Source organism: Eikenella sp. NML120348 (assembly GCF_001648435.1).
Taxonomy (GTDB): domain Bacteria; phylum Pseudomonadota; class Gammaproteobacteria; order Burkholderiales; family Neisseriaceae; genus Eikenella; species Eikenella exigua.
The window spans coordinates 34,885-53,027 of sequence record NZ_LXSP01000001.1; the positions used below are offsets into that span (position 1 = coordinate 34,885).

Consider the following 18,143-nt stretch of genomic DNA (forward strand, 5'->3'; position numbering starts at 1 on the left):
TTGGCCGGCTTAAAGCCTGCTGTGAATTTTCAGGTAGCCTTTTGCTGCACAGGCTACCTGAAACCAGCCACCACAACGCATACCGAAGACCAAAATAATGACAGGGTGGGCTTCACTTGCTGCTATTGAATTGTTGGCGATAAATTCTGTTTATATGAGTTAAATGGGGAGAATCACTTTTGGTAGCTTGGAATTGTAGGTAATGAATAGTTTTTCACTGCCATGCTGTTTGGTGGAAAATGGCGAAAATCCTTGCTGCAACGGGTTTGCAAACGATAGAATCCCCACCCATTAAGGCGTCCTGCCACATTTTCAATCGAGTTTTTACTGTGGATACTCCAGTTTACAACTTCTCCGCCGGCCCGGCCGTGCTGCCCGAATCCGTATTGCGTACCGCGCAAAGCGAAATGTTCGACTACAACGGCACGGGCTTTTCCGTGATGACTATGAGCCACCGCTCTGATGTGTTCATGAGTATCCTCTATCATGCCGAGCAGGATTTGCGCCAGCTACTGAATATTCCAGACAATTATAAAGTTTTGTTTTTGCAAGGCGGTGCCAGCGCACAGTTCAACATGACCGTGATGAACCTGAGCAACGGCTTCAAGCGTATTGATTCCGTAGTGAGCGGCAACTGGAGCCGCATTGCTCATCAGGAAATGGGCAAGCTGTCTGATGTAAACATCCATCTGGCCGCGCATGGCGGCGAGCAGTTTGATTACACCGACCTGCCGCCTGTTGCGTCTTGGGATATCGATCCGAGCTCTGCCTTTGTGCATTTCGTGATTAACGAAACCGTGCATGGCCTGCAATACCATGAAGTGCCCAAACTGGGTACGGATATGCCGCCCTTGGTGTGCGATATGTCGAGCGAGATTCTTTCCCGCCGCATCAATGTGGCCGATTTCGGTGTGATTTATGCCGGCGCGCAGAAAAACATCGGCCCCTCCGGCACCACCATCGTCATCATCCGCGAAGACCTGCTCGAGCGCTGCTCCAGCCACGTGCCCGATGTGTGGAACTATCGTTCGCACATCGACCGCCAAGGCATGTATAACACCCCCGCCACCTATCCCATCTACATTTCCGGCCTCGTGTTCCGCTGGTTGCAGTCGCAGGGCGGGGTAGGACAGATGGAAACCATCAACACCCTCAAAGCCAAAACCCTGTATGCCGCCATCGACAACAGCGGCGGTTTCTACCGCAACCGAGTTTCGCCTGCCGCCCGCTCCAAAATGAACGTGATCTTCACCACCGGGAACAAAGAATTAGACGAACTTTTCGTTCAAGAATCCACCACCCGCGGCCTACGCCTGCTGGGCGGCTACAAGAGCATGGGCGGTATGCGCGCCAGTATCTACAATGCCATGCCCTTGCAAGGGGTGGAGGCGCTGATTGAATTTATGCGCGAATTTCAGAAACGCTACGGCTGATGCGTGTTGAACATAATTCGCTGAAATGATTGTTTTTTCATACAAGGTGAGTTTATGCAGTAGGAAGAAACCAGGGCATTGGCGATAGGCGTATAATGAGGCTACCTGATAATTATTTTCAGGTAGCCTCTGTTTTTACTTCGTGAAAGCCTCGCTTGAGCTTTGAGAAATTCTTTCAGGTAGCCTCTTATTTGGTTTGTTTCTGGTGTGCAAACAGATAGTTCACAGGAGAAAGCCATGATTAAAATAGAAAATGCCATCAGCGAAACCCTGCTGATTCCGCTCTATATGAAATACCGTGCCTCCCAGCAGGCCAATCCTATCCTCACCGACCCCGCCGCCTGCCGCTTGGTGCCGCAGATCGACTATGATTTTGCCAAGTTCGACCGCGCCAAGCCCACTCTCATCGGCACAGCCATCCGTGCCCGCTATTTCGACCGGCTCACCGCCGATTTCATCCGACGTCAAAGCCGCCCGGTGGTCGTTATCCTCGGCTGCGGGCTCGACAGCCGCCGCGAACGGCTCGGCAGCGAAGCAGACGGCATACCGTTTTATCAGCTTGATTTGGAAGACGTTATCCAATGGCGGCGCGCCATCCTGCCGCCGCAAAGCAACGAAACCCTGATTGCCGCCTCCGCCTTCGACACTGAATGGATGGATGATTTGCATGTCCGCCACCCCGATGCCCAATTCCTGTTCGTGATTGAAGGCGTGCTGATGTATTTTCCCAACGACACAGTACGCGCCTTGTTCCAAAGCCTTGCCGCCCGTTTCCACGGTAGCGAAATCGCCTTCGATATGTGCAACCGCTGGGCGGTAAAAAACTCTGCCCGCCACGATGCCATGAGGCATGTTAGTGCCCGCTTTGAATCCTTTTGCGACAACGAACGCGAGCCGGAGAAATGGGCAGATAATCTGTGCTTCATTTCCAACAGCTATATCGTTGGCGACTTCCCTGACGAGTGGAAACGCATCGGCTTCGTCTCTAGCCTGATTATGCGCCTGGTGCGCGTTATCCGCGAAAGTAGCCGCATGTTGCACTATCGGATTGATTGAACGCGGCCTTGCCCTTTGTTTGGTGGAAATTAAAGGCTACCTGAAAGCGCAAGCTTCAACGAAGTTAAAACGAGCAACGCGGGTTTATGCGCGGCTATGGTTTCAGGTAGCCTTTATCTATGGAACGGGCTAACGGTTTAATCGTCGGGATCGAATTTGGAAGAGAGGATGCGGCCGCTGCGGGCGTCCACAATCACTTCATAATCGCCACGCCGGCCGTCTAAATCCACTTCATACACACGGCGGCCGTGCCAGGTGGTGAGGTACACGTCGGTTACGCGGGCACGGGTGTGGCGGGCAGCACAGGTGCTCGAATCAAAGTTCGGAGGTTGAGGAAACCGGGAAAGGCTACTTGAAGGATATGGCGTCGATTTTAACGAGACTCTAATGTGTTCGTTTTAACTTCGTTGAAGCTTGCGCTTTCAGGTAGCCTTCTTGCTTACTGGATGCGGGTAACAGCTTTCACATCCACTTCGGTGCGGCGCCATTCTTGATCGATTTCAGCTTCGATGCGTACTTTATCGCGCGGGGAAACGTTCAGGCCACGCCATACGTCATCGTCGATTTCCACTTCGATACGGCCGCTGGCATCGCGGAAGATATAGTGTTCGTGGCGCACTTGGCGTTCGATGTAGCCTTCCAAGATAACGTAGCTGTCGTCCGGTACGCTGCGCAGGGCAGAAACGCGGGTTACGGCATTTTGGGAGGCAGACGCTTGGCCATTTTCGGAGAAGCCGGCGGAAGCGGTGGCGGATACGGCTAACAGGGCGGTGAAGAGCAAAGCGTTTTTCATGGTGTTTTCCCTTATTCAAGATTGTGGTTTATCGGGCGGCAACCGGTGTTGCCTGAGGTGATGGCTCGCATTATAGGCAGGCAAGCTTAGCGGAAAATTAGGGTTGCGTGAAAAAATGTAAATTATGCAAACCGGTAAAAGCTGCCTAATAGTGGATGAATTTAAATCAGGGTGCAGCGGTATGGTTTAAATTTATCCGCTATAAAACAATCCGGCCGTATCCATTGCGGGATTCGGCCGGGCGGAACTACACGGCTTATTGTAAACCTTGAGTAAAGTTGTCCGCGGCATCCATTTCTTCGTTGCTCATGCGTTTGGCAATGTTGCTCATGATGGAGTTGGTGCGCTGGCCGCTTTGTGTAGATGCGGAGTTGGTCTACCACACAAGATTTGTGCTGACCGGCCAGGCGTGGGTAAGCCACTGTGCCGTCTTTCTGGGTTTGGTTGCCCCGAATGCCCGCGCCACAGGAACCGTGCCACGACATACATGCAGGCAAGCTACCACGATGCGTGCCTAATCTCTATTTTTATAAACGTGGTATTCTATACTAAATTTTACTTTTTGTTCTAGCTATGTCGCTTTTTAAAAACGCCAAATTTTATACCACCGTTAATCACTTAAGAGACCTACCCAATACCCCTGCCGAAATTGCTTTCGTGGGGCGCAGCAACGCCGGCAAATCCAGCGCCATCAATACGCTCACCGCCCACACCCGCCTGGCTTACGTTTCCAAAACTCCGGGCCGCACCCAGCATATCAACTTCTTCAGCCTGCCCAACGGGCACTATATGGTGGATTTGCCCGGCTACGGCTACGCCCAGGTGCCCGAAGCCGTGCGTGCGCATTGGGTTCAGCTGCTTGGCGGCTATCTGCAAACCCGCGCCCAGCTGATCGGGCTGGTGTTGGTGATGGATGCGCGCCACCCGCTCAAAGAACTGGACAAGCAAATGCTGGAATTTTTTGCCAGCACTGGCAAACCCGTGCATATTTTGTTGTCGAAAGCTGACAAACTTTCCAAAAACGAGCAGATTAAAACCCTCGCTGCCGTGCGTTGCGCCCTACAGCCGTTTGCCGAGCGGCAAGCGGTGGGAGTGCAACTGTTTTCCAGCCTGAAAAAACAGGGCATGGAGGAGGTGGATACTGTGGTGGCCGCATGGTTTGCGCAATGGGAGGCGGAGCATGCTTTGCCGGAAAACGAGCAAGCTGCCGAAAATGGAGAAGAGGCTACCTGAAACATGAAGCAGCCGGAAACCGATTGGTTTTAGCTGCAACAATGAATTTCCTGTAGGGCGAGCGGCGCTGTATGAAATATTGCAGCTGTATCTCACGGGGGAACGAAATCAGCTTTTCAGGTAGCCTCAGCTGAGGCTGCCTGAAAAGCTGCCGAAAGCAGCAGCAACAAGCTGGCTGAAAGCCGCATGGCTTAAACTTTCCCAACAGTATTTCAGGTTATAATCCGCCGCATGCAAAAATCTCTCTCTCTCTTTCTCAACGGCGAAGCCGCCACTGAAGCCTTCGGCAACCGCATCGCGCCCGATTTGGCCGCACCGCTGGTGGTGTGGCTGGAAGGCGATTTGGGTGCCGGCAAAACCACGCTGGTGCGCGCTATTTTGCGCCGGCTTGGGCATGCGGGCGCAGTGAAAAGCCCCACCTATGCCATTGTGGAAAGCTACCGGCCAAACGGCCTGGCGGTAAACCATTTCGATTTATACCGCTTCGCTGCGCCGGAAGAGTGGGAAGATGCCGGGCTGGGCGAACTGTTTGTCGAGCCCGCCATCCATTTCATCGAATGGCCGCAACGCGCCGAGGGCTTTGCGCCCGCAGCCGATTTGCGCATCGCCCTGCAAAACAGCGGCAGCGGCCGTGTCTGCACCCTTTCCACCGATTCCGAAAAAGGCAAGCAACTCATCGAATTATGGCAAAACTTACCCGCCGAACTTTCCTAAGCAGCGGCGCCGGCCTGCTGCTCCTGAGCATTGTGCCCACGGGCGAAGCGCACGGTACGCCGCAGTTTGTGGCCGTGCGCATTTGGCCAGCTTCTTCCTACACCCGCGCCACGCTCGAATCCACCCGCCCTCTGCAACATAAATACTTCCTGCTGGACAACCCGCGCCGTCTGGTGGTGGACATTCAGGGCGCGAGCCTCGATAGCGTGGTGCAGAGCCTGCCGCAGAAGCTCAGCCGCAGCGATCCTTATGTGGCCGGCATCCGCGTGGGGCAGTTCAACCCCGACACCATCCGCGTGGTGATGGATTTGAAAACCGCCGTGAACCCGCAAGTGTTCGCACTCACGCCGGTGGCCAATTTCAAACACCGCTTGGTGATCGACCTCTATCCCACCCAGGCTGTGGCGCTGGCGCAGGAAGCCAATGATCCGCTGATGGCGCTCCTGCAAGACTACACCAACGGCCGTATCCGCCAAGACGGCACCGCCACTGCGCAGGCGCGAACCACCAGCGTGCCGCCGGTGCAAAACCATGCCGGTGGTAACCGGCGCGGCAACCGCAAGCTAGTGGTGATGCTCGATCCCGGCCACGGCGGCGAAGATTCCGGCGCGGTCGGCCCCAGTGGCTTGCGTGAGAAAGACGTGGTGCTCTCGATTGCGCGCGAAGCCAAACGCGAAATGGAGCGGCTCGGCTATCAGGTGTATATGACGCGCAACGAAGACGTGTTTATTCCACTGGGCGTGCGCGTGGCCAAGGCGCGCAGCCGCAAAGCCGATATTTTCATTTCGATTCATGCTGATGCCTTCACTACGCCGCAGCCGCGTGGCACCGGCGTGTATGCCTTAAGCCGGGGCCGAGCCACCAGTGCCGCCGCCCGCCGGCTGGCGCAATCGCAAAACGCCTCCGACCAAATCGGCGGTATCCGCGTGAGCGGCAACCGGCAGGTGGACCACACGCTGTTTGATTTGGTGCAAACCGCTACCATCAACGACAGCCTGCGCCTGGGCAAATCGGTGCTTGACGAAATGGGCAAAATTAACCGGCTGCACAAAGGCCATGTCGATCAGGCTGGCTTTGCCGTGCTCAAAGCGCCGGATATTCCGTCTATCCTGGTGGAAACCGCCTTTATCTCCAACCCCACCGAAGAGCGGATGCTGGCCAGCAGCCAGTTCCGTCAAAAAGCCGCCCGCGCCATTGCCGCCGGTGCACAGCAATATTTGGCTACGGCAGCGGTGGCAAGGCGTTAGGTGCTTGTCCGGCATGCTTTAAAGGCTACCTGAAAAGGCAAACCCGTTTGTAGAGGCAGATGGGTTTGTTTTTTCAGGTAGCCTTTGCATTCGCGCCGGGTTGGCTGCCTGTGCTACACTTCGTGCATTGTTTGTTTGCTTGGAAACTATGATGAAATTGAAATTTGCCCCCGCTTTAGCCGTTTTGTTTGTGTTGGCCGCATGCAGCAGCGAGCAGCCGATTACGCCTGTGCCGGAGGCGCAGAAGGTGGTGCCGGAAGCATCGGCCTTGCCGGTGTCGGAAACCGGTTTCAGCCAAAATGCCGAGGTGCAGCGTTTTATCCGGCAGCAGGCCGGATTGGGCGTGATGGGCGAAGGGCAGTTGCAGCAGTTTTTCGCGCAGTCGGTGTATAAGGGCAATATTGTCAACATCATGAACCGCCCCGGCACGTCGCGCCCGTGGTATGAGTTCCGCAGCGGCAATGCCGGCGCGGGCAGAATCAACGGCGGCCGCCGCTTTTACCAGCAATACCGCCAAGTGCTCGACCAAGTGGCGCGCGAATACGGCGTGCCGGCGGAAGTGTTGGTGGCAATTGTGGGCATTGAAACTAACTACGGCAGCAATATGGGCAGCTTCCGCTTGGCCGATTCGCTGCCCACGCTGGCGTTCGGCTACCCGCGCCGGGGCGAGTTTTTCCAGCAGGAGCTGCATGAATTCCTGCTGATGGCCAAAGAAGAAGGGCGCGATCCGTTCAGCTTCATCGGCAGCTATGCCGGGGCGATGGGGATGCCGCAGTTTATACCGTCGAGCTACCGCAAATGGGCGGTGGATTACGATGGCGACGGCCAGCGCAACATTTGGGGTAGCGTGCCGGATGTGGCGGCTTCGGTGGCGAACTATCTGAAGGCACACGGCTGGCAGCGCGGCGGCAAAGTGATGGTGCCGGTGTCGATGGTGCCTACGCCGGAATTGCTGGCGCTGATTGATGAAAAAACTGCGCTGAATAAAACCGTGGGCGAGCTGCGGCGGATGGGGGTAACGCCGCTGGAGGAAGTGGCCGACCACGAAAAAGCCGTGCTGTTCCGCCTGGAAACCGCGCCCGGCCAGTATGATTACTATATCGGCCTCAACAATTTCTTCGTCGTTTGGCAATATAACCACAGCCGCCTGTATGTGAGCGCGGTGCGTGAAATCGCCAACGGCGTGGGCGGTGGCAAGCTGTAGACCACGTTGCAACAAAGGCTACCTGAAAAGCGATTGGCTGTTTTCAGGTAGCCTTTGGTTTGTACAAATAAAACGCTGTTTTTGTATTGGGCCATCTGTGCAGCGATAGAGGCTGGCTGAAAAGCAATCAACTGTTTTCAGGTAGCCTTTTCCGTTACAATACGCCACTCAAAAAATTCAGCCAAGAAAGCACACACCATGCCCAAAGTAACCGTCTTGCCGCACAGCGAATTGTGCCCCGAAGGCAAAATCATCGAAAACGCCCCCGAAGGCGAAAGCATTTGCAGCCTGTTGCTCGACAACGGCATCGAAATCGAGCATGCCTGCGAGCAATCCTGCGCCTGCACCACCTGTCACGTGATCGTGCGCCAAGGCTTCGACAGCCTGGAAGAACCGAGCGAAATCGAAGAAGACCTGCTCGACCAAGCCTGGGGCTTGGAAGCCGAATCGCGCTTGAGCTGCCAGGCCAAAGTGGCCGGCGAAGACTTGGTGGTGGAAATCCCCAAATACACCATCAACCACGCCCGCGAGCATCATTAAGCTTGGCGCTCCCCAGCCGCCGGCCGTACACATCTAGTTTCAGGTAGCCTCATCATGAAATGGACCGACACCCAACGCATCGCCGAAGAGCTCTTCGACCGCCATCCCGACATCGACCCGAAAACCGTCCGCTTCACCCAGCTGCGCCAGCTCACCCTCGATTTGCCCGAGTTTGATGACGACCCGCAGCGTTGCGGCGAACGCATTCTCGAAGCCGTGCAGCAGGCTTGGATAGACGAAGCCGAGTAAACAGCCAGCCAATGTTTCAATTCCGTTGAAGCGCATATTTTCAGGTAGCCTCACTATCGATGCAGGCTACCTGAAAAATTCATTCCGAAAGCAAACGCCATGAAAATCGCCACTTGGAACGTAAACTCCCTCAAAGTGCGCCTGCCGCACGTGAGCGACTGGCTGATTCAGCATCAGCCCGACGTGCTCTGCTTGCAAGAGCTCAAGCTGGATCAAGACCAGTTCCCGCTTTCCGCCTTTGAAATGCTCGGCTACCGCGCCGTGTGGAGCGGGCAGAAAACCTACAACGGTGTGGCCATCCTCAGTAAAGAAGAAGCGCAAAACGTGCATACCGGCCTGCCCGCCCTGCCCAACGACCCGCAGCGGCGCGTGATTGCCGCCACCATCGGCGGCGTGCGCGTGGTGGACGTATATTGCGTGAACGGCGAGGCCGTGGGCAGCGAAAAATTTACCTATAAGCAGCAATGGTTTGCCGCGCTGGCCGAATTTATCCGCAGCGAATTGGCGCAATACCCGGAATTGGTATTGCTTGGCGATTTCAACATCGCCCCCGCCGATTTGGATGTGTACGACCCGGAGAAATGGCAGGGCAAAATCCTCTGCTCCGCCGAAGAGCGCGCCTGGTTTCAAACCCTGCTCGACCTCGGCCTCACCGACAGCCTGCGCCGCCTGCACCCCGCCGAACCGCTTTACACCTGGTGGGACTACCGCATGAATATGTTCCGCCGCAAACTTGGCCTGCGCATCGACCACATCCTCGCCAGCCAAGCCCTGCTGCCACGCCTTGCCGCCGCTGGCGTAGACACCGTACCGCGCGCGCTGGAACGCCCCAGCGACCATGCGCCGGTGTGGGCGGAGTTTGAATAGCACATCGTTGCCGCAATAGAAAAGGCTACCTGAAAGCAATGCCTTGGCGAAACCGAGGCTGGGCTTTCAGGTAGCCTTTTGTATCGAAATCGGAGTGGGGGTGGGTTGGAAACCCAACATGTCTGGGCTATTTTCATTGTGTTGGGTTACGCCGTAAACGGCTAACCCAACCTACACATACTACACTCGGTAAAATGATGATGTTGTATTAGCAATAGTTAATTGGATATAGGAGAAATCACTGTACTGCTGGATTGGGTATTACCAGATTGGATATTGCTGGGTTTGGTGCACTGGAACTGGACACTGTGTCTATATAAATCGCAGGTAAATATACCGTGTCCAGGTTCAACGCATGAGGTTTTCACATAATCAAAAGGTTCGGCATCTTGGTAGCCCCATACTGAGCACCGTGTAACTGCTAATTGCTTTACTCTGCTATCGACGGGTTTCTCTTTATCGAGCGGGCTGCGGTCATAGGATAATTGGATGAAACCATCAGCCCGGCTACCGCCTGATGCGCCCCAATCGGTTGTTCTACTTTGAGCCACCATTGCGCCGATACAGCCTGATAATGATGTGGTTAACAGGATAAGAGCGGAAAGTCTTAGAATACTTGATTTGATTGGAGTCATAGCTAGCCTCTGGGTCTTAAGTAAATAGGTTTAATTATTGGTTGCATAAGGAAGTTAAGAATAAACTATTCTTATTAAAATTTTAACTTCGTTCTTTTTCTTTTACAAATTTTCTTTGTTTTATATGGATAAGTTGTTGTTTGTGAAGAAAGGTAAGCGGGTGGAAGCAGGTAGGTTGGGTTGTAAACCCAACATTATCCAGGCTATTTCCATTAGTTTGGGCTACTTGTTATACATGAAAAAGGCTACCTGAAAATGTGAGCGTTGCAGAAATTCGCTCCGCTTATTTTCAGGTAGCCTTTTTGTATCAAAATCAGAGCGGGCGGGGCTTACGATTGCATCGTCCAAGCCACGCTGCCGCCGGCGCGCATGGGGACGAGGTTGCCGCCGTTGCCGATGGGGAAGCTGTTGGGCACGATTTGCGCTTGTTTCACCAAGGTGATGGTATCGGTGTTTTCGGGCAGGCCGTAGAAGCGGGCGCCGTTTTTCGAAGCGAAGGCTTCGAGTTTGCCGAGCGCGCCGATTTGCTCGAAGGCTTCGGCGTAGAGCTCGATGGCGGTGGCGGCGCTGAACATGCCGGCGCAGCCGCAGGCGTTTTCCTTGGCGTGTTGCGGGTGCGGCGCGGAGTCGGTGCCGAGGAAGAATTTGTGCGATTGTGTGCCGGATACGGCTTCGAGCAGGGCTTGGCGGTGGCTTTCGCGTTTGAGCACGGGCAGGCAGTAGTGGTGCGGGTGCATGCCGCCCACCAAGAGGTCGTTGCGGTTGAGCAGCAGGTGCTGCGGGGTAACGCTGGCGGCGAGGTTTTCGCCGCTTTGGCACACGAAGCGGGCGGCTTCGGCGGTGGTGATGTGCTCGAACACGGTTTTGAGGCCGGGCACTTTATTCAGCACGGGCAGGAGGATGCGCTCGATGAATGCGGCTTCGCGGTCGAAAATATCGATGGCGGGATCGGTTACTTCGCCATGTACCAGGAAGCGCATATCTTGGGCGGCGATTTCTTCGAGCACGGGCAGGAGTTTGAACAGGTCGGTTACGCCGCTGTCGGAATTGGTGGTGGCGCCGGCGGGATAGAGTTTGAAGGCAACGATGCCGGCGGCTTTGGCTTCCCGCACCAGGGCGGGGGTGGCGTGGTCGGTGAGATAGAGCGTCATCAGCGGTTGGAAGCGGCTGCCGGCGGGCAGGGCGGCGAGGATGCGTTCGCGGTAGGCCAAGGCATCGGCCACGCTAATCACCGGGGGCTTGAGGTTGGGCATGATTACGGCACGGCCCATCTGGCGGGCGGTGTGCGGCAAAACGTGGCGCAGGGTGTCGCCGTCGCGCAGGTGCAGGTGCATGTCGTCGGGGCGGAGGAGGGTGAGGGTTTGCATGGTGGGGGCTTTCGTGATTTGGAGCGTTATATTTTCAGGTAGCCTTTGGATGCCGGGCGGATTAGGCTACCTGAAACTGTGTTGCAAGGTTGGTTAAAACGATATTGCGGTGAAGCCGGGCTATTTGTGTTGGATCACCAAAACGAACACGCCGTTATCAGTGCTGGAAGCGAGCAGCTGGTGGCCGGTTTGGCGGCAGAAGGCGGCGAAGTCGTCGGGGGCACCGGGGTCGGTGGCGCGCACGGAGAGTATCTGCCCGGCTTTCAAAGTGGCCAGCGCTTTTTTGGCGCGGAGGATGGGCAAAGGGCATTTGAGGCCGCTGAGGTCGAGCTTCAGGGTGGGGGACATGATGGTGGTTTCTATATGGTTGGGTGGGAGTGGATTATAGCGGAAAGTGGGGTGTGGACTGAGCCTGTGGTGAAAAAAGCTACCTGAATTTTCAGGTAGCCTTTTTAATGTGGCAACAGCCTAGTGCAAAGCCTGCCACACTTTCAACGCGTCGGCGGTGGCTTTCACGTCGTGCACGCGCAGGATGGCGGCGCCGCGTTCGGTGGCGGCTATGGCGGCGGTAACGCTGCCGTGGATGCGTTGGGCGGGGTCGGCCTCACCGGTGATTTCGCCGATCATGCGTTTGCGCGATACGCCGATGAGTAGGGGCAGGCCGGTTTGTGCTTGCAAATCGGGCAGGTGGCGCATGAGTTGGGTGTTGTGCTGGAGGGTTTTGCCGAAGCCGAAGCCGGGATCGAGCACGATGCGTTCGGAGCAGATGCCAGCGGCTTGGCAGGCTTGGGCACGGGCTTTCAGGTAGCCCGCCACTTCGCTTACTACGTTTTGGTATTGCGGGTTGTTTTGCATGGTTTCGGGCAGGCCCTGCATGTGCATTAGGCAGATGCCGGAGTTGGGGTAGGCGGCGAGCAGTTCGATGGCGCCGCTGTCTTCCAGGGCGGATACGTCGTTGATGATGTCGGCCAGGCCCTTGCCGAGCAGGCGTTGCATGATGGCGGTGCGGCGGGTGTCCACGCTGAGCGGGACGTTCCATTTGATGATTTCGCTCACGATAGGTTGCAGTCGTGCCCATTCTTCTTCGGGGGAAACGTGGTCGGCACCGGGGCGGGTGGATTCGCCGCCGATATCGAGAATGTGTGCGCCTTCGGCGAGCAGGCGTTCGGCATGGGCGAGGGCGGCGCTGCTACTGCGGGAGTATGTGCCGCCGTCGGAGAAGGAATCGGGGGTGAGGTTGATGATGCCCATGATTTTGGGCGTGGATAAATCGATGCGGAAACGCCCGGCTTGCCAGGTGGGTTGTGTCATGTGAGGCTACCTGAAAAAGAGGGAAAACAGAATTATAAGCCTGCGCTGAGAAAAGGTCTTCTTTGTTGTGCTAGGTAGTGGAAATAGGATTAGTGCGGTGTGTTTGAAACGAAAATAGCTGAAAAAAATGATATTATGCAGTGAAAAAATAGTCAGCTTGAACAGTGTTTAGCGGTGGCTAGGGCGCGGATATTTTTGGCCTTATGGGATTAAGAAACAAAAATATCATGGCACTTGGGTGTGGGTGCCAGAAGTTGCTGTGCATCAAATGCATACAATATCTGTCGGTGTTAATATTTACTTTGAAAAGTAAAAGGCATATACTGCGATTCAGCGTTGAGGGTAGTGGAGAAGCTTTATACAGCCAGCTGCCTAGTCCAGCCAACTAATAGAAGCAGGTGATGTTGTTTGGATAATAAGGCCTGCCAAGCCTTCCTGAGTTACAAAGTAGAGAGTATGAATTGGTTTCGGGAATCTTTAAATTATTTGTTTTTATTTTGTTTTTGTGGAGATCTTGTCGAAAATGAATTACGATAAAACCGTAGCGGAAATGTTGAACGTGGATGGCGCCCTGGCTGCCGCAGTAGTGGATTACTCCAGCGGTATGTTGTTGGCCGGTGGCGGTAGCCCCTCAATCGATTTGGAAATTGCCGCCGCAGGTAACACAGAAGTAATCCGTGCCAAAAAGAAAACCATGCAAATGCTTGGTTTGAAGGATGAAGTAGAAGACGTTTTGATGACCCTGGGTACCCAATATCACCTGCTGCGTCCGCTGCCCCGTCATGACGGTCTGTTTTTGTACTCTGTGCTGGACAGAAGCAAAGCTAACTTGGCTTTGGCTCGCCGTTCTCTGATTAACGCCGAACGCAACTTGGGCTAATTGCAATATTCGAAACCGGCTGTCTATTACCAGACAGCCGGTTTTTATTGTTTGCTACACAGGGCATGGTGCGGGAAAAATACAATGACCTATGCACCTTTTCTATTATGCACTTGCCGTAGCCGGTATCGACCGCTACCACGCACAGGTTTTCAATTATTCATTCATCACTGCAAAGAAAGGAGTTTATCATGCCGTACGCTTCAATCCTCCGTTCAACTCTCAACTCTTTGCAGCTCAGAAGCCTGAGGCTATTCCTTTTTTTGTGCCACCCGCTTCGGGTTGCTTTCTTCCTATTTTGTAAACTGTATTTAATGCGCTGCTTTGCCGCACCTGCCGTTTGCACTCTGCAGATGAATTTACTTGCTGTTTCAACCTGTCTCCACTGTATGTGCACGTTTGTGGCAGAGCTGTGCGCAAACGGATTTATCCGCCGCAAGAAAGTACATTATGGGCACACAAAATCCCCAAATCATTTCTGAAAACATTGTTTTAATAGCCGGTTCAAATACCTGGATTGAAGGCAACGCCATCCAACAGTTCCAAAACACCGCCTGCCTGCCACAGATGCGCCGGGTGGCCGGTATGCCCGATTTGCACGCCGGGCGCGGCTATCCCGTCGGCGCGGCATTTTTTAGCTTCGGCTGTTTTTATCCCGCGCTCATCGGCAACGACATCGGCTGCGGTATGGCGCTGTGGCAAACCGATTTGCCCGCACACAAAGCCAAACCCGCCAAATTGGCCAAACAGCTCGGCAGCATCGATGCGCCGCTGGATGAAAGCTGGCAGGAGCGGATTAACGAAATCTTGCCGCAGCATCCTTTTCAGGTAGCCTTAGGTACCATCGGCGGCGGCAACCATTTTGCCGAACTGCAAACCGTAGATACCGTTTACCGCCCCGAGAGGCTACCTGAAAGCTTCGATACAGGCTGCCTGCAACTGCTCGTGCACAGCGGCTCGCGCGGGCTCGGCCAGCAGGTTTTGCGCCGCCATGTGGAGGCGCACGGCCACCAAGGGTTACCTGAAAACAGCCCCGAAGCCGATAAGCAGGTGTACAGTTCATACGACATCGACACTGTGTATCCGCAACACCGTCGCCACCGCCTCCCTCTGCAGATGGTGCGCTTTCTCGACGGCAGCAAATACTGCCTGCCGCAATGCCATAACTACTACTGGCCCGGGTATCGCCACTTCCAAGCGCCCGACCTCAGCCCAGCCCGCTGCAACTGTAGCCAGCCCGCCATCGCCAAATACCGCCATACGCCGCTGTTGCTCGTCTATTACGCCGACCCGAACTAGCCCACTCGGCTCGACAGCCGCCAAGATTTCGCCGAAGATCCGCAGCTCTCCAGCCTCGGCGTGTACCTCGACCCCGATACCGTGTGGCAGCACCCATGCAAAACTGGTATATCGGCGTGTTTAGTTTATTTGAGATTTCCGCGCTGCCGGCAGAGACGAAGGCATCGAATTCCAAACCTACCGTGCCAGCAGCAAAGGCGGGCAGCACGTGAACAAAACCGACTCCGCCGTGCGCGCAGTCCACCTCGCTAGCGGCATCGCCGTGCGTGCCGAGAGCGAATGCGGTCAGCACGCCAACAAAAAACGCACACTGAGGCTGCTCGCGCTCAAACTGGCCGAACACCACTAAACCGCCCTGCGCCAACACGCCGCCGATGCACACAAATTACTCTATCAAGTGGAGCGCGGCAACCCGAGACGGGTATTTAAGGGGGAAGATTTCCGCGAACAGGCTTGACGGCGCGGGCAATGGGAAAGGCTACCTTAAATTTCAGGTAGCCTTTGTGGTTTAAATAGCCGTATCTGGTGGATAGGCCGCCATTCGGGAAGTCGGATTCAAGAATCCGACCTACAGGTTTTCAGGTAGCGTTTCCTTATTCGGCACATTGGCAGCCGGTATGGCGATGCCGTGTTGTTTGAGCGGTGTGTAGGGTTTTGCCGCAGGCATGCGCGCTGTCGCCCGATGTTTCAAACCGCGTGCGTGTGGTTCCGCACATACCTATGCACCCCGCAAAGGGAAAGGCTACCTGAAAACGGTTGGTTGTCGTGGGGGCGTGGGCAGGCGGGCTGTTGTCTGAGTATTAAAACCGCATGTGTGTGTTTCCGCGCACTTTGCGCGTCCAGCAACGGAAAGGCTACCTGAAATTGTTTTAGCCCAGTAGGAACAACTCGCGGCCGTGCTGTTTGAGCCAGGCGGTAGCGGCGGGTCGGTGCGGAGAGTGTTGTTCGACTTCTGCCCAAAAGGCTGGGCTGTGGTTGGGGTGGCGCAGGTGGCAGAGTTCGTGCACGCAGACGTAGTCGGCCACGTATTCGGGTGCGCCGACGAGCCGCCAGTTGAGGCGGATATTGCGGCGGCGGCATACGCCCCAGAAGGTTTTGGCGCGGCTGAGGGCGGTGTGCTCGGGAATGAGTTGCAGGCGCTGGGCGTGTGTGGCGAGGCGGGGGAGAAGGTAGGCTTCGGCCAGCGGCTGGAGGTGTTGGCACAGGAGGGCTTGCTGTTGCGGCCATTCGGCTGCGGGCAAGAGGATACGGCCGGGCTGGATTTGGACGGCGGCTTGGGCGTGGGATTGCAGTTGGTGCGGCTGGCCATAGAGCCAGAGGTGGCTGGGGGCAGCGGACGGGGTGGGGCGGCGCCGGAGCATTTGCTGCAGGGCAGTTTCGTTATGTTGTAGCCAGCGGCGCAACTCGGGTAGGCTTAGCTGCGGAGGAATGCTGAGCCGCAGGCTATGTTCGCTGTGCGCCCGCAGGATAATGTTTTTCTTGGCACGGCGGCTGAGGTGGAGCTGGATGGTGTGGCCGTTGGCGAGGGTGTGGGTGAGGAGGGGCATGGTAGACTTCAGGTCGGCTTTGGGGTTTGATTTATATGGTTTCAGGTAGCCTAAGGCTACCTGAAAATATTTATGCTGGTACAGCTACACCAGCCGATGGCTGGTAAGCTTATGCCCGATATTTGTGCCTAAAACTGCTATTTGGCATGAATGCCCGGCCTACGGTTTTAGTTTCAGGTAGCCTTTGAGCAAACAAAAGGCTACCTGAAAGTTTAATTGGATTGACCGGCGGCTTCCGGCTGGGCGGATACGGCTTCGGTGACAACAGCTTGGTGCAAAGTGGTGAGCTTGCGGGTGAGGATGTTGAGGATGAGGCCGTAGGCGGGCAGGAAGAAGAGTGTGCCGATCACGAGTTTGAACAAGTAATCAACAAAGGCGATGTGCGGCCAGTTGGCGGCCATAAAGGCATCGCTGCTGCCGGCGAAGGCGATGGAGAAGAAAAGCACGGTATCCACGGCGTTGCCGGCGAAGGTGGAGGCGGTGGGGGCAATCCACCAGGATTTCAGCTGGCGCAGGCGGTTGAACACGACAATATCGAGGATTTGGCCCACGGCATAGGCGGCAAAGCTGGCCAGGGCGATGCGGAACACGGGCATCACGAACACAGCAAGCGCGCTCCAGCCTGTCCACGCGCCTTCTTGAAACAGCACGGAAAAGGCATAAGAAACGAGCAAGGCGGGGAACATAACGAAGAAGATAATGCGTCGGGCGAGGCTTTGGCCGAAGATGCGCACGGTTAAATCGGTGGCGAGGAAGATGAAGGGGAAACTGAGCGCGCCCCAGGTGGAATGCACTTCGAAGCCGTTGGGCAGGGTGACGCTGAAGGGAAACTGCACGAGATAGTTGCTGGCGGCAATCACCAGGATGTGGAAGAAAATGAGCCAACGGAGGGCTTGCTGCTGTTGGGCGGGGGTAAAGCGATAGTTTTGCATGAATGGTCCTTAGTTTTGGTTTAGATAAAAATCTACGCGGGAGGGTTGCGAACCGCGCGGGGGTTGGAAACTGGCTAAAAATATCGAGTTTTAAATTATATAATTAATTAATATTAATAGGCTCAAAATTCAATGCAAGGCAATATTGCATCATCACGAAACTCATTTAGCATACCGGAAAATTGGGTGATGAAAGTATTGAATAAACCCGGTTCTGTTACAAAATACATTGTTGCCATGCTGCCAACCATTCTGGATTTGAACCTAAAATACTCAGTTTCTAAATATATTTTAATAAATAATCTACTATGATAAATTTCTGAAAAGTGTAATCGTGCAGCGAAAGCTCCTCCTGCATACTCTTCCCCCAAACCACCTAATCGTAAATCATAAATTCCATTAAGTTGTTTACTCAAGGTGCGGAGATCGTTCAAGATGGATATACAGTTCTTTTTGCCAGTATAAATCTTCGTACAGAATGTGGACTGGTTATTTGATGCGATAATTTCCCATTCCAGTAAGTCATTATCACTAGTAATTTGTTGGAAACGGATGAATTGATTCATTATGCTGAATTTTCTTAATTAGTGGATGGGATAATTTAATTTTGCCACTGGTTTCAAAGGAAAAAGTGAGGTTAGTAAACCAGTATAGGCTACCTGAAAAATATTGCCGCTATGTTTCTTGTTCAAATTCTGTCTGCATGATGCGGTAGACCTGTTCAAAAGCGGCTTTCTTTTGATTGCTGACAACCGGCAGGGAGAGGGTGAGCTGGTTGGCTTTGTTCAGGCTGATGCGGCGGTTGGCTTGTAAAATGCAATACAGGCTAGCAATGC

Annotated in this window: 20 protein-coding genes and 1 pseudogene; 12 read left to right on the plus strand and 9 right to left on the minus strand. The window is 54.7% G+C overall.

Annotation, left to right across the window (positions count from 1 at the left end):
• Positions 1-329: 329 nt before the first annotated feature.
• Both serC and A7P99_RS00155 read left to right on the plus strand, forming a co-directional pair.
• Positions 330-1,433, plus strand: a complete 1,104-nt coding sequence (gene serC / locus A7P99_RS00150) for a 3-phosphoserine/phosphohydroxythreonine transaminase (RefSeq protein WP_067686145.1) — start codon at positions 330-332, stop codon at positions 1,431-1,433.
• A 237-nt stretch (positions 1,434-1,670) separates the two neighbouring features.
• Complete coding sequence (locus A7P99_RS00155) at positions 1,671-2,489, plus strand: class I SAM-dependent methyltransferase (protein WP_067686148.1); 819 nt, start codon at positions 1,671-1,673, stop codon at positions 2,487-2,489.
• Positions 2,490-2,626: 137 nt separating this feature from the next.
• On the opposite strand, the gene A7P99_RS10170 is transcribed toward A7P99_RS00155, so the two are convergent.
• Together A7P99_RS10170 and A7P99_RS00160 are read right to left on the minus strand one after the other, a co-directional pair.
• Positions 2,627-2,758 (minus strand): PepSY domain-containing protein, encoded by a 132-nt coding sequence (locus A7P99_RS10170; RefSeq protein ID WP_197476456.1) that lies wholly within the window; start codon positions 2,756-2,758, stop codon positions 2,627-2,629.
• 170 nt (positions 2,759-2,928) lie between these two features.
• A complete protein-coding gene (locus tag A7P99_RS00160) occupies positions 2,929-3,282 on the minus strand; it encodes a YgiW/YdeI family stress tolerance OB fold protein (protein ID WP_067686151.1) in 354 nt (117 codons plus the stop codon).
• Positions 3,283-3,855: 573 nt separating this feature from the next.
• Between A7P99_RS00160 and yihA the strand changes: the two genes are divergently transcribed.
• The 7 genes from yihA (at position 3,856) to xth (ending at position 9,336) form a co-directional block, all read left to right on the plus strand.
• Positions 3,856-4,515 (plus strand): ribosome biogenesis GTP-binding protein YihA/YsxC, encoded by a 660-nt coding sequence (gene yihA, locus A7P99_RS00165; RefSeq protein WP_067446206.1) that lies wholly within the window; start codon positions 3,856-3,858, stop codon positions 4,513-4,515.
• A gap of 231 nt (positions 4,516-4,746) precedes the next feature.
• Complete coding sequence (gene tsaE / locus A7P99_RS00170; RefSeq protein WP_067446208.1) at positions 4,747-5,229, plus strand: tRNA (adenosine(37)-N6)-threonylcarbamoyltransferase complex ATPase subunit type 1 TsaE; 483 nt, start codon at positions 4,747-4,749, stop codon at positions 5,227-5,229.
• Positions 5,199-6,476, plus strand: a complete 1,278-nt coding sequence (locus A7P99_RS00175) for an N-acetylmuramoyl-L-alanine amidase (RefSeq protein ID WP_067446210.1) — start codon at positions 5,199-5,201, stop codon at positions 6,474-6,476. The genes tsaE and A7P99_RS00175 overlap by 31 nt, the downstream gene beginning before the upstream one ends.
• 148 nt (positions 6,477-6,624) lie before the next feature.
• Positions 6,625-7,680 carry a lytic murein transglycosylase B gene (mltB, locus tag A7P99_RS00180; protein WP_153705632.1) on the plus strand — a complete coding sequence of 352 codons (1,056 nt, stop codon included), beginning with the start codon at positions 6,625-6,627 and terminating at the stop codon, positions 7,678-7,680.
• A gap of 198 nt (positions 7,681-7,878) precedes the next feature.
• The gene (fdx, locus tag A7P99_RS00185; RefSeq protein WP_003822051.1) at positions 7,879-8,220 is read left to right on the plus strand and encodes an ISC system 2Fe-2S type ferredoxin; all 342 of its coding nucleotides are present in this window, start codon (positions 7,879-7,881) and stop codon (positions 8,218-8,220) included.
• A 54-nt stretch (positions 8,221-8,274) separates the two neighbouring features.
• Positions 8,275-8,469 (plus strand): Fe-S cluster assembly protein IscX, encoded by a 195-nt coding sequence (gene iscX, locus A7P99_RS00190; protein WP_067686153.1) that lies wholly within the window; start codon positions 8,275-8,277, stop codon positions 8,467-8,469.
• 99 nt (positions 8,470-8,568) lie between these two features.
• Positions 8,569-9,336 carry an exodeoxyribonuclease III gene (xth, locus tag A7P99_RS00195; protein ID WP_067446213.1) on the plus strand — a complete coding sequence of 256 codons (768 nt, stop codon included), beginning with the start codon at positions 8,569-8,571 and terminating at the stop codon, positions 9,334-9,336.
• 218 nt (positions 9,337-9,554) lie between these two features.
• Here xth and yecR read toward each other — a convergent pair whose 3' ends face one another.
• The 4 genes from yecR to folP all read right to left on the minus strand — a co-directional run bounded on the left by yecR (position 9,555) and on the right by folP (position 12,649).
• The gene (gene yecR / locus A7P99_RS09475; RefSeq protein ID WP_082880628.1) at positions 9,555-9,971 is read right to left on the minus strand and encodes a YecR family lipoprotein; all 417 of its coding nucleotides are present in this window, start codon (positions 9,969-9,971) and stop codon (positions 9,555-9,557) included.
• A 329-nt stretch (positions 9,972-10,300) separates the two neighbouring features.
• Positions 10,301-11,338 carry a dihydroorotase gene (gene pyrC, locus A7P99_RS00200; protein ID WP_067446221.1) on the minus strand — a complete coding sequence of 346 codons (1,038 nt, stop codon included), beginning with the start codon at positions 11,336-11,338 and terminating at the stop codon, positions 10,301-10,303.
• A gap of 120 nt (positions 11,339-11,458) precedes the next feature.
• Positions 11,459-11,686, minus strand: coding sequence for a sulfurtransferase TusA family protein (locus tag A7P99_RS00205; RefSeq protein WP_067686156.1), 228 nt, complete (start codon positions 11,684-11,686; stop codon positions 11,459-11,461).
• Positions 11,687-11,806: 120 nt separating this feature from the next.
• Positions 11,807-12,649, minus strand: a complete 843-nt coding sequence (folP, locus tag A7P99_RS00210; RefSeq protein WP_067686158.1) for a dihydropteroate synthase — start codon at positions 12,647-12,649, stop codon at positions 11,807-11,809.
• A gap of 523 nt (positions 12,650-13,172) precedes the next feature.
• Here folP and A7P99_RS00215 point away from each other — a divergent pair.
• The 3 genes and pseudogenes from A7P99_RS00215 to A7P99_RS10310 all read left to right on the plus strand — a co-directional run.
• Positions 13,173-13,529, plus strand: a complete 357-nt coding sequence (locus A7P99_RS00215; protein WP_067438504.1) for a hypothetical protein — start codon at positions 13,173-13,175, stop codon at positions 13,527-13,529.
• A gap of 450 nt (positions 13,530-13,979) precedes the next feature.
• Positions 13,980-14,828, plus strand: a complete 849-nt coding sequence (locus tag A7P99_RS00220) for an RtcB family protein (protein ID WP_231863686.1) — start codon at positions 13,980-13,982, stop codon at positions 14,826-14,828.
• Between the two features lie 163 nt (positions 14,829-14,991).
• Positions 14,992-15,168 (plus strand): annotated as a pseudogene (locus tag A7P99_RS10310) (peptide chain release factor-like protein); the annotation flags it as partial.
• Between the two features lie 529 nt (positions 15,169-15,697).
• On the opposite strand, the gene A7P99_RS00225 reads toward A7P99_RS10310, so the two are convergent.
• The 3 genes from A7P99_RS00225 to A7P99_RS00235 form a co-directional block, all read right to left on the minus strand.
• On the minus strand, positions 15,698-16,375 hold the full coding sequence (locus A7P99_RS00225) for a M48 family metallopeptidase (RefSeq protein ID WP_067446231.1): 678 nt from the start codon (positions 16,373-16,375) through the stop codon (positions 15,698-15,700).
• A gap of 212 nt (positions 16,376-16,587) precedes the next feature.
• Positions 16,588-17,307: a 7-cyano-7-deazaguanine/7-aminomethyl-7-deazaguanine transporter gene (locus A7P99_RS00230; RefSeq protein WP_067438517.1), complete on the minus strand. Its 720-nt coding sequence runs from the start codon at positions 17,305-17,307 to the stop codon at positions 16,588-16,590.
• Between the two features lie 122 nt (positions 17,308-17,429).
• A complete protein-coding gene (locus A7P99_RS00235; protein ID WP_067446234.1) occupies positions 17,430-17,873 on the minus strand; it encodes a hypothetical protein in 444 nt (147 codons plus the stop codon).
• Positions 17,874-18,143 lie beyond the last annotated feature (270 nt).

What these genes read in the sequence shown, in the direction of transcription:
- A7P99_RS00155 (WP_067686148.1), top strand. Translation starts at nt 1,671, where the DNA reads ATGATTAAAATAGAAAATGCCATCAGCGAAACCCTGCTGATTCCGCTC.
- A7P99_RS00160 (WP_067686151.1), bottom strand. Translation starts at nt 3,282, where the DNA reads ATGAAAAACGCTTTGCTCTTCACCGCCCTGTTAGCCGTATCCGCCACC.
- yihA (WP_067446206.1), top strand. Translation starts at nt 3,856, where the DNA reads ATGTCGCTTTTTAAAAACGCCAAATTTTATACCACCGTTAATCACTTA.
- tsaE (WP_067446208.1), top strand. Translation starts at nt 4,747, where the DNA reads ATGCAAAAATCTCTCTCTCTCTTTCTCAACGGCGAAGCCGCCACTGAA.
- A7P99_RS00175 (WP_067446210.1), top strand. Translation starts at nt 5,199, where the DNA reads ATGGCAAAACTTACCCGCCGAACTTTCCTAAGCAGCGGCGCCGGCCTG.
- mltB (WP_153705632.1), top strand. Translation starts at nt 6,625, where the DNA reads ATGATGAAATTGAAATTTGCCCCCGCTTTAGCCGTTTTGTTTGTGTTG.
- fdx (WP_003822051.1), top strand. Translation starts at nt 7,879, where the DNA reads ATGCCCAAAGTAACCGTCTTGCCGCACAGCGAATTGTGCCCCGAAGGC.
- iscX (WP_067686153.1), top strand. Translation starts at nt 8,275, where the DNA reads ATGAAATGGACCGACACCCAACGCATCGCCGAAGAGCTCTTCGACCGC.
- xth (WP_067446213.1), top strand. Translation starts at nt 8,569, where the DNA reads ATGAAAATCGCCACTTGGAACGTAAACTCCCTCAAAGTGCGCCTGCCG.
- yecR (WP_082880628.1), bottom strand. Translation starts at nt 9,971, where the DNA reads ATGACTCCAATCAAATCAAGTATTCTAAGACTTTCCGCTCTTATCCTG.
- pyrC (WP_067446221.1), bottom strand. Translation starts at nt 11,338, where the DNA reads ATGCAAACCCTCACCCTCCTCCGCCCCGACGACATGCACCTGCACCTG.
- A7P99_RS00205 (WP_067686156.1), bottom strand. Translation starts at nt 11,686, where the DNA reads ATGTCCCCCACCCTGAAGCTCGACCTCAGCGGCCTCAAATGCCCTTTG.
- folP (WP_067686158.1), bottom strand. Translation starts at nt 12,649, where the DNA reads ATGACACAACCCACCTGGCAAGCCGGGCGTTTCCGCATCGATTTATCC.
- A7P99_RS00215 (WP_067438504.1), top strand. Translation starts at nt 13,173, where the DNA reads ATGAATTACGATAAAACCGTAGCGGAAATGTTGAACGTGGATGGCGCC.
- A7P99_RS00220 (WP_231863686.1), top strand. Translation starts at nt 13,980, where the DNA reads ATGGGCACACAAAATCCCCAAATCATTTCTGAAAACATTGTTTTAATA.
- A7P99_RS00225 (WP_067446231.1), bottom strand. Translation starts at nt 16,375, where the DNA reads ATGCCCCTCCTCACCCACACCCTCGCCAACGGCCACACCATCCAGCTC.
- A7P99_RS00230 (WP_067438517.1), bottom strand. Translation starts at nt 17,307, where the DNA reads ATGCAAAACTATCGCTTTACCCCCGCCCAACAGCAGCAAGCCCTCCGT.
- A7P99_RS00235 (WP_067446234.1), bottom strand. Translation starts at nt 17,873, where the DNA reads ATGAATCAATTCATCCGTTTCCAACAAATTACTAGTGATAATGACTTA.